We start from the raw sequence: 9,703 nt of genomic DNA, 5'->3' as shown, positions 1-9,703 counted from the left end.
CTGTGGTGTGCTATACCCATCGCGGTGGGGGTCGGGTCTCGTGTGTGTTTTGGGTCGTTAGAACGACCCAAAACACTCACGAGTCGATAGTGTCCTTTGTGGACGAAAGCCTCCCCGCTTACGTCGCCGAGTACCGCATAAAGGTGACCGGGCCGACGCGGATCGCGCCGGGGAGCAGGAGACGGCCGTGTTCGTCGGACGCGACGGCGACCACGTCCGAGACCTCGGCCGAACGGGCGCCAGCCGGGATCTCGTGCCGCGCCACGGGGATGGCGAAAGGTCCCTTTCCCGCGACCTGCCACGCCCGGGACCGTCCGGGTTGCGTGATCGGCACGGTACGGGGGATCGGCGGGTCGGCCTGGACCGTGACCTTTTCCTTGATGTTGACCGTCAAGCCGTCGTGGTCGGACAGCGGCTGCAGATGCGGGGCGTCGACCAAGGTGTTCGCCTGGAGTTTGAACCGCGTCCAGTCCACCACGAGTGAGCCGAACCGCACGGGGCCCGGCACGGTGGGTTCGACGAGCCAGCGGGTTTCGAACCAGCCCTCGTCGATCCAGCGGTATGCCGGACCGGCACTTCCCGGCGGGAACGTGAGCAGCGTCCGGCCGCGCCGGATGTCGCACGTGATCTTCGGCGCCAACGGCTCGCCGAGCGCCATGCCCAGTGCGGCCGCTTCGTCGAGCAGCCGTCCGATCATCCCGCCGGCCTCGGCGGCGTCCGCGCGCACGCGCTGATCCTCGGCGATGGCGCGCTTTTCGTAGCGGCGGCCCCGGAAATCACCCTGCCCGGCGTATTTGACGCCCCGGTCGTCGCCGCGCTCGGCCAGCCGTCGCCTGGCGGTCTTGTACGACCAGCGGACCGCCTCGCCGAGGTCGATCGCGGAGACGGTCAGCGAGGCGTTGAGCTGACCCCAGGCCGCCCGTGCCGCGGCATGGTGGCCGAGCCCGAGTGCGCACACCATGACGTACCGCTCCGCGACGGCCGTCTGGAGCGGGGAGCGCGCGGCGGCAGCGGCCTCTTCGAAGCGTTCGCGTGCGCCGTTCAGCTCGGCGGCACGCAGATGCGGATCCGTGGTCACGCCGACGGTGAGCAGCTTCCGCAACCCGGCGTTGAGACCATGCTGGTAGGGCTGCTCCAGCACCTCGTCCAGGCGCTGCTCCACGCCGGCGAGCCTGCGCTCCACATCGGCGAGCCGGTCGGTGAGCCTGCTTTCGCTCGCCGCCAGTGCGCCGAACAGCTCGCTGGCCAGCGAGCCGAACTCCTGACGTCCCGTCAGGGCGCCGACCAGCTCCTGCACGCCGTACCGGGCGACGAGCAGGGCGATGGCCGTCAACGCGTCCATCGGTTCATTCAAGAGCCCGGACCGGGGCTCCACAAGCACCGGACGACTGAAACACCGTGCTGCCGCCTGGTCGAAAGTGTCGGTGGTCGCGCTGGTCGACGGCAGGGTCGCGGGCAACGTGGTGGCCTGGCCGCGGGAGGGCAAGCACTAAGGGGCTACTGGTACGGCCGGGAGTTCTAGGGTGGCGGTGTCGGCTCGCGAGGGCTGGCATCGTTTCTGGTCGAGGTGCCGGTGCGGCCGCTGTACGCCGACCCGGTGAAGACCAACGTCGGATCGGTCCGGGTGCTGGAGAAGTGCGGTTTCCGGTTGTTGCCCGAGACGGACGGTGATCACGTGCTGCTCGTGCTCACTTGAGCGCGCGGCTGCCCGTGTGTGTCATGAGGGGTCCCCATAGGACGAAATTTGTCTTATGGGGACCCCTCATGACACAACCGCACCCCGTGCCAGGCACGTGACCAGCGCTACCAGGCCGCGGGTTCCCCTGGCCGAGCCCACCGGAACTCGACGAGCTCCCCGGTCTGCCGGACGACGAAGACCCGGATCTGTGGTGCGGGACCTGGCCGGTCTATCTCGTGTCGGAGTTCTACGACTGCGTCCTTCGCGACGCAGCAGCTGGACCGCCTGCGCGAGGCCGCTCGACGCGACCAGGGAGTTGTCCGTGTGATCGGTTAGGGTCCGGGCCGTGGAAAGTCTGTTCCTGACCAGGGTGCTGGACGCGCTGCGTTCGGGTGGCGACGAGGTGCTGTTCGTCCAGGATGGACTGGAGACCACCTACGAGCAGGCACTCGGCCTGGTGCGCCGGTTGTACGCGGGGCTGCCGGACGGCGGGGTCGTCGCCATCGACGCCGTCAACCGGCCGGAGACCCTTCTCCTGCAGATCGCCGCGCAGTTGCGCGGCTCGACCGTTCTGCTCGTCGCCGCGTCGGCGAGTTCGCCGGACAGGCTCGCGGCGGCTTCGGCGGCGGGGGTCACGACGCTGGTGACCGATCAGCCGTCGGAGTGGCCCGCGGACGACGCGCGAGTGGTCGCGCTTGACGACCTGGTGGCCGGTGAAGGTGCCGAGCCCGCCGGATTGCCGGGGTCGGTCACCGTCATCTTCCCCACCGGGGGTACCACCGGGGCGCCGAAACTCATTCGGCACAGCGGGATCTACGACGGGATGGCCCATATCTTCGCGCCCGATCCGGCGGGGCCGGGGCGCACACTGCTGATCGCGCCGATGACGCATATGACCGGGAACGCCACCGTGCTCGGCGCCCTCCTCCGGCGGGAAAGTGTGGTGCTACAGCAGGGTTTCGACGCGGGCGCCGTGCTGGGCGCGATCGCGGGACACCGGATCACCACACTGTCGCTCACTCCCGCGCGGCTGGCCGCGGTACTCGATCATCCGGCCATGGCGACGACCGACGTCGGCAGCGTGCGCCAGCTCTCGCTGGGTGCCGCGCCACTCCCGCCGCGACGGCTGGCTCAGGCACTCGACGTCTTCGGGCCCGTGGTCGGGCAGGGCTACGGGCTCACCGAGGCGCCGATGATCGCGAGCATCTCCGCGGCGGAGCTCGACGGACGGCCGGAGCGGCTCGAATCCGTCGGCCGGATCGTGCCGGGGATGGAGGCGCGGATCGACGACGGGGAGATCCTCGTGCGCGGACTGTCCATGATGGACGGTTACCACGGGGCGCCGCCGATCGGGGACGGATGGCTGCGGACCGGTGATGTCGGGCGGTTCGACGACGAGGGGTTCCTGTACCTGCTGGATCGGGCGAACGACGTCATCATCACCGGCGAGCACGGCACCAAGGTGTACTCGACCGTGGTTGAGAACGCGATCGCGCGGCATCCGCTGGTTCGTGCGGTGGCCGTATTCGGCGTTCCTGGTGACGGCGGTGAGGGCGAACGGGTGCACGCCGTGGTCGTGCCGGTTTCCCCAAGGGCACTGTCGGCCGACGAGGTCCGGGCGCACGCCAGGGAGTTCTTCGGACGTGAGCATTTCGTACCGTCCGATGTGGACTTCACCGGCGCGCTGCCGCTGACCGCGATCGGCAAGGTCGACAAACGCGAGCTGCGAGCGCCGTTCTGGGCGGGGCACGGCCGCCACATCGCCTGATCCGCTCGTATACGGAAGGCGGTCAGGCTGCGGCGGCTGGTGGAGCCCTCGTACGATCGTGAACTCGCCGCGGTGCAAACCACACGATCTCCGGCCCGTTCACTCGATCAGGTGGACGACGGCCGGACGCTCATCTCCGCTCGCTCCGGGGGTACCCCGTAAGTGACGGAGGAGGAGACCATGCCCGACAACGAGCTTCCGGGGTTTCTGATCATCGGCCTGATCTTCGTCGTCGTGGACGGTCAGGTCCTCTATCGCGGTGCCCGCCGCTACTTGCAGGGACCTGACGACGGAGAGGGCAGCGGATCGCTGGCGTGGATGGTGGTCACCGTCTTTCACCTGGTCGCGATCGGCACGCTTGCCCTGCTTTCGGTGGTCGGCCCTGAATGGTCGGGTTCGACGGCGGCGCTGGTGGGGAGGCTGGGTGTCTTCCTGTTGCTGATGGCCGTCGCCCATGTGCTCACCCTTTCGGTGATCGCCCGCCAGCGTCAGGATCGCGCCGTCGAGACCCACTTCCAGGAACGGGGTTCCGTACTGGTGAACCGCACGGAAGCCGAGGTCAGGGCCGAAACGGAGCCGACCGTCACTCCGGTGCCCGGGCAGGAGGGCCGCCATCCTCACGTGAGCCCGGACCTCCGCGACCACGGGCCTTATCGCGCCTGAGATCTCCAGAAGCGAGAACAGTGCTCACTTTTGTGAGCATTGATCTCTGACCAGTACGGACTGTGACCGTAATCCGGATGCCCTTCCCGCACGGACTGGCTAACATCGCCGGTGATCATGGAGAAGATCAGCGGCAGATCGCCCGGCTTCGGTCCGGGAGGGCGCGGGTTCGAATCCCGCCTCCATGTCACCTTGGAGTAGTTCAGCGGTAGAACACCCGGCTCGTAACCGGGAAGGCGCGAGTTCGATTCTCGCCTCCAGGTCTCGATGGACAGGGGGAGACCGGTGAACGAGGGGCAGTTCGGTTACGCGTACGGCCAGTTGCGACGCGCGCTGCGGTACGCGGGTGCCGATTCGGCGCGTGCGGACCGCTGGCGTGCCGTCCTCGACGGGATGGCCGACGGCACGTTGACCGTCGGCTCCCGCACACCCGTCGCCGACACCCCGGCATGGGTGACGCTCGAGGTGCTGCACGGTGGGTTCGCCAGCGGTCGCTACCTCGCGGAAGCGCCTCTGCGGCAAGAAGAAACCGAACTGGTGCGGTCATTGCCGGACGACACGCCCGGCACGACCGACCGGGAACGCCTGAACCTGCACTACCTCACCGACGAGGGCCAGGCCGTCTTGCTCGGCGCCCTCGCGGCGGGGACATACCGGATCGACATCCCGGAACACGCCGCGCTGATGACGGTAGCGTGGCTCCTCGCGCACGATCGGCACGCGGCGGCACTCGACCTCGTCGCCGTACTGCGCCCGCTCATGCACCGGCTGCGGATGACGCCGCGGTTTGGGGAGCCGTCGGCACCCGCGGGTTCCGTCGTGAAGCTCGCGTCCGTCGGACAGGTGAAAGCCTCACTGCGCGCGGTCACCACGCCGATCGCGATCGACACGATGCGCACCAGGTTGCGGGAGCGGCCGCTGTACGACCGGCTTGTCGCGCTCTGGTGCGAAACGGTCGAAGGCGAGCTGCCGGTCCTTCAGGACGACGGGGTCGTCGCGGGTGGCTGGCCGTGCCGCGTCTGGCCGGAGGACTGGGCCGGGCGCCGGGCCGCGTTGCTCGCCGAAACCGAAGGCGTGACAGCACCTCCGCGTGCCAACTTCACGCGGCTGCGGGCCGCGCTGGTCGCCTGCGTGACGGACAGCGGCTCGCTGACCGCGCGCGACGTCGGATGGGTGCGCCGCGCTCTCGCCAACACCATCGGCAAGCACGGCGCCCCCGGCTCCGGACAGCGGACGGCTCTGCGTGAGGCCGGGCTTGCCGTCGCGGCGCGGCCGACTCGCGCCGAAATCGCCGAAGCCGTGGCCGGTCGCCTCGACGCGTATCCGGACGACGGCGGTCTGCCGTCCGTCGACCCGGTCGCCGCGGACGTCGATGGCAGGCCTGTGCCGGAAAGCCTTGTCGTGAAGGTGACACGGGCGTTGGAAGCACCCGTCGACGAACTGGTCGCGCGGGACGTGATCACCTCGGGCGAGGTGCTCGCGACCGTGCTGCCGCAGATCACCGCGTCACTCCTCGCGGCGAATATCGAAGACACGGCGCTTTCGGCGCTGTATGCCCACACCTACGCGGCTTTCCGGCGTCGCCGCGGCCTGCTGCTGCTCGATCTGGCGACGCAGGTCGGGTTCGCCGAACTGCCGTGGGTGGCCGCGCTGGAGCCGGTGCGCGCGCACCGGCGAGACCACGCCGACGCCGCACGGCAAACCCTCGCCCAGACCACGATGCTGGCGCTGTCCGCCTTCCCGCACACGATCCTGCCGAACCCGCTGGTGCGTGAGTTCGGTGCGCTCGCCAAGCAGGCGGGTTTGCGCCTGCCGCTGGTCGAGGAGCTCGCGGCGGACATCTTCATGGGGAGGTTCACCACGAAGTTCCGTGACGCCGCGGTGATCGCGAGCCGGGTCATGGCGGGTTCGCTGTACGCGCGGTACTACGACCTGCCCGAGGTGTGGTCCGAGGAGACGACCACCCGGTGGGGCCGGAAGACGGCGGACGACTTCGCGAAGGCGTGCAAGGACCGCGCGGCGAAGACACGCCCCGGCCGCGTGTCCGGTGTGGTCGCGAACGGCACCATCCTGGAACAGAGCCAGATCGTCACCACGCACAACCTGGCCGTGCTGGCCGACGGGCTCGGCCTGTGGGATCGGCTGACCGCGATCGCACCGGACCTCGCGACCCGCTCGCTCGGCTGGGCGCTGCACCGCACGGCCGTACCCACCACCGACCCGCACGCCGCGCTGGTCGCGGCCAAGAACGCGGCCTACGCGTGGCGGCAGGGGATCTTCTTCCTCAGCTTCTGCGACACCGAAACCCAGCGGACCACGGTCGACTCGCTGCGCCCACTGCTCACCGGCACCGGCCTCGGCCCGGCGGTGGACGGCCTCGCCGCCGTCGTCGCGGGCTACCGGTTCGGCGCCGACGGGACAGTCCAAAATGGACGAAGGTGGCTTGGCTGGGGCGGTGGGCGCTGGGCCGCGGGACTCGTGTCGTGAGTGATTTGGGTCGTTAGAACCAAGCGTGTCTTGGGTACCTATTGGATTTGGCTGCGGGGCTGATCGTGGGTCCGGTCCGTGATGTCTCCTTTCCTGGGTACGTGATGGCCCCCTTCCTGTACCTAGGCGCAAGGAAGGTGGCCTTCCTGTACTTGGGGAAGGTGTGAAGGTCGAGTTTCTTCGGCTGAGCCGAGGGAAGGGGTCCTTCACGCGCCGCCGTGGTGACTGGTGGTGCTGTGGGGGCTCGTGATGGCCTTCGGGACGGGTGAGGGGAACCTTGAGGGACTCTGGGTCCCTCAAGGAGTCCTTCAAGGACCGGTCGCTACCCGGCTCACTCGCCGTAGGTACTAAACACCCTTCGTTAGAACGACCCAAATCACTCACGACCCGGCCCACCCGGTTACGCCAGCAGGGCTCGGTAAGTCCGTTCGGCTCGGGCGGCGGCCGCGTGGTTGCCGGTATGTGCCTTGGCCGTCGCGAGCAGGGTCCACAGCCGGTTGTCGAGTTCGTCGATGGTCACGCCGCGTTCGCAGATCTCGATGGCTTCCGAGGCGTCTCCCCGGTTGAGGGCGGCGACGGCGAGGGCGGCCGCCGCGCCGGCGGCTTCTCCCCGGATGGCCTCACGTTTGGCGAGGATCCATTCGGCCGGGCCTTCCTCGGTGAGCAGTTCGCCGCGGTACAGGTCGAGGATCCGGTGCCCGAGGAGGGTGACGGTCGCGGCGCCGCAGGTCTGCCTGGCGACGCGCCATTGCCGGACGGCGTCGGCGAAGTCGACCACGTCCACCACGCTGCCGGGGGGCAGGCGCAACAGGTAGGCGTTGCCGTGGCGGAGGATGCCGGACCCGGCAGGCAGCCGCTCGCGCAGCAGCGCGCGGAGGCTGGAGACGGCCACCTGGAGACGGTGTTTCGTGCGTTCGACGGGACAGTCCGGCCACAGCGCGGTCATCAGCCGTTCGTCGTGCACCGGTTGTCCATAGTGGACGGTCAACATGCGGAAGACCTGCCTGGCCTGTGCGCGTAAACCGCTCAGGTCGATCTCGGTCCCGGCCACCGTCAAGGTGTAGCGGCCGAGGCAGCGCAGTTCGACCGGGGCAGGGGGAGCCGGGGCCACCACGGCGACTCGCGGCGCCACGCGGGTACGCAGGATGGCCAGCAGCCGGTTTTTCCGGTCGGCGGCGTGCTGCACTACCGCGTCGGCGGCCGATCGGTGCAGGACGGCGCGTTCGGTGATGGCCCGCGGGTCGGCTTTGCGTTCCAGTTCGCCGACCAGCATCGCCCGCAGCCAGGTCTCCGGGACCCGGGCGCCGAGGGAGCGCGCGGCCGGGATCGCCGATTCCAGGGCGGCGACCGCGTCCTTCTCTGCCCGCAGTTCGCCGACGGCCAGGAGCCAGCCCGCGAGCATCGCGCCCCACTCGTCCCCGACGGAGCGGCATTCGTCCACGATCGCGGCGGCGTCCGTACGGCGGTCTTCGTCGACCACGGCGGTCGCGGCGCGGGCCAGCCGAGCCAGCCACAGCCAGCCAGCCCGTTCGCAGTCGGTGGCGAGGTCCGTGAGCCGGACGGAACCGGCGATGGGCTCCAGGATCGCCACCAGCAACCGGCTCCCCAAGGTCACGAACGTCGCCGGGCCGTCGGTCAGCGGGACGGCGATCTCGATCGCCGTCTCCGGTCTGCCGTCGAGCAGCGCCGCCACCGCCCTGCCGAGAGCCCATCCCGGGCTGTGCGTCGGCACGGCCCGGTTCAGCAGTTTGGCCGGATGGCGGCGGACGGCGTCGGCGAGGTGCCCGTTGATGTCGTCCACGAGCGGCTGGCTCGCGTGGCCGAGCCAGCGTGCCACCCCCGACCGCTCCAGCGCGCATCGCCAGCGCAGTGCCGGATCGGGCAACCTTGTCTCGGCGTCGGCGTACCGGTCGTGCGCCGCCCCGAGCCGCCCTTCCCCGCGCAGACGGCGGGCGTCGGCCAGCGCCACCCACGGATCGTCTTCAAGCAAGGTCGTCGGCAGCGTCGAATCCGGGGCGGTGCCGCCTGGTCGGGCGCCGGAGCGGTGCAGGACCGCCGCGGCGGCCACCCAATCGCCGGCGTGGGCGTGACAGCGGAACGCCTCGGCCCAGCGGTCGGCTTCGGCCAGCTGCGCCGCGGCGCGGCGATAGGCGTTCCGGGTCAGCTGATTGCCCGAGCGTTCCAGCAGCAGCTGCTCCAGATGCTGCTGGAGCAGGACATGGAACCGGTGGGCGCCGCCACCGTTGCGGACGCGGAAAGTCAGTGCCTGCCGTGCGGTCAGCTCGGCGATGAGCTCGTGGCTGCCGGTCCGGCCGAGCGCGCTGTCGCACAGCGGTCCGTCGAGCACGCCGAGCGGGCACGCCGCCACCATGAACTCGCGCAGCGCCACGGGCAGGGGAGCGAGCACCTCGCGGCTGAGAAATTCCGCCAGCCGAGGCGAATGAGCGAGCGGTGCGGCGAAGGCCGCCGCCCGATCCGGCGACGGCATCAGGACGGTGTCCAGATGCAGCAGCCGCGCCGCCCCGGCGAGGCCCTCGATCCGCGCGCACAAGGCCGCTGCCTCCTCCGGGGACAGCGGGACACCGTAGACCTCCGCGAAGAGCTCTTCGACCTCCGAAGCACGCAGTCGAAGGTCTTCGTAGCCGACGCGGGGTGCGCTACTGGCGAGACCCGCGATCCGCTCGTCGCGTCCCGCCAGCACGAACCGCACCCCGGCGGGTGATTCCGCCAGCAGCCGGGTGAGTTCCCGCTCGGCCGGTGTCCCCAAGATCCGATGGAGGTCGTCGACATGGACGACGAAGCCGTCCGCGAGAGCGTCGAGCAGTACGTCCGGGTCCTCGCCGGGCGTGTACGTCAGTATCGTTCGCCCGGCCGGGGCTTCCGCCGCGAGCCGGCGCAACAGCACGGACTTCCCCGAGCCGGCGGGACCGATCACCAGGCCGACCCTCGCCGAGGTCACGAGTTCCGCCTTCGCCATCAGGTCGTCGCGGCGCAGCAATCCCGTCAAGCGTGGCCGTCTGCCGGTCTGTTCGAGAGATACGGAGTTCACGACATCGAGTCAAGGTCGGTGAGTGGCCGGACACGACAGGCAAAGTACGGACCCGGCT

The 9,703-nt window shown here is 69.8% G+C and carries 7 protein-coding genes and 2 tRNA genes; 7 read left to right on the top strand and 2 right to left on the bottom strand.

All coding sequences use genetic code 11. From position 1 onward, the window contains the following. Window positions 1–118: 118 nt before the first annotated feature. Window positions 119–1,342, bottom strand: coding sequence for a hypothetical protein (locus tag AB0M65_RS20135; protein ID WP_364029353.1), 1,224 nt, complete (start codon window positions 1,340–1,342; stop codon window positions 119–121). On the opposite strand from AB0M65_RS20135, the gene AB0M65_RS20130 reads away from it, so the two are divergent. The 7 genes from AB0M65_RS20130 (at window position 1,323) to AB0M65_RS20100 (ending at window position 6,596) form a co-directional block, all read left to right on the top strand. Beyond that, complete coding sequence (locus AB0M65_RS20130; protein WP_364029351.1) at window positions 1,323–1,493, top strand: hypothetical protein; 171 nt, start codon at window positions 1,323–1,325, stop codon at window positions 1,491–1,493. The two genes, AB0M65_RS20135 and AB0M65_RS20130, sit on opposite strands and share 20 nt — an antisense overlap. Before the next feature lie 80 nt (window positions 1,494–1,573). Further along, window positions 1,574–1,696, top strand: a complete 123-nt coding sequence (locus tag AB0M65_RS20125) for a hypothetical protein (RefSeq protein WP_364029349.1) — start codon at window positions 1,574–1,576, stop codon at window positions 1,694–1,696. 328 nt (window positions 1,697–2,024) lie between these two features. Next, on the top strand, window positions 2,025–3,446 hold the full coding sequence (locus tag AB0M65_RS20120; RefSeq protein ID WP_364029347.1) for an AMP-binding protein: 1,422 nt from the start codon (window positions 2,025–2,027) through the stop codon (window positions 3,444–3,446). A 180-nt stretch (window positions 3,447–3,626) separates the two neighbouring features. Continuing rightward, a complete protein-coding gene (locus AB0M65_RS20115) occupies window positions 3,627–4,109 on the top strand; it encodes a hypothetical protein (RefSeq protein WP_364029345.1) in 483 nt (160 codons plus the stop codon). 116 nt (window positions 4,110–4,225) lie between these two features. Beyond that, window positions 4,226–4,297: transfer RNA gene (locus AB0M65_RS20110), tRNA-Arg, on the top strand. 3 nt (window positions 4,298–4,300) lie between these two features. Further along, window positions 4,301–4,372 (top strand) — tRNA-Thr (locus AB0M65_RS20105). Between the two features lie 22 nt (window positions 4,373–4,394). Beyond that, entirely contained in the window at window positions 4,395–6,596 is a 2,202-nt protein-coding gene (locus AB0M65_RS20100; RefSeq protein WP_364029343.1) for a hypothetical protein, read from the top strand. Window positions 6,597–6,996: 400 nt separating this feature from the next. Here the strand turns inward: AB0M65_RS20100 and AB0M65_RS20095 are convergent, their stop codons facing one another. After that, window positions 6,997–9,645 (bottom strand): BTAD domain-containing putative transcriptional regulator, encoded by a 2,649-nt coding sequence (locus AB0M65_RS20095; protein WP_364029341.1) that lies wholly within the window; start codon window positions 9,643–9,645, stop codon window positions 6,997–6,999. Window positions 9,646–9,703 lie beyond the last annotated feature (58 nt).

It is taken from the genome of Amycolatopsis sp. NPDC051071 (genome assembly GCF_040682875.1).
In the GTDB taxonomy this organism is placed as follows: domain Bacteria; phylum Actinomycetota; class Actinomycetes; order Mycobacteriales; family Pseudonocardiaceae; genus Amycolatopsis.
Note: the sequence above shows the minus strand (reverse complement) of the source record. Positions and strands in the feature narration are given on the sequence as shown.

What these genes read in the sequence shown, in the direction of transcription:
- AB0M65_RS20135 (WP_364029353.1), bottom strand. Translation starts at nt 1,342, where the DNA reads ATGGACGCGTTGACGGCCATCGCCCTGCTCGTCGCCCGGTACGGCGTG.
- AB0M65_RS20130 (WP_364029351.1), top strand. Translation starts at nt 1,323, where the DNA reads ATGGCCGTCAACGCGTCCATCGGTTCATTCAAGAGCCCGGACCGGGGC.
- AB0M65_RS20115 (WP_364029345.1), top strand. Translation starts at nt 3,627, where the DNA reads ATGCCCGACAACGAGCTTCCGGGGTTTCTGATCATCGGCCTGATCTTC.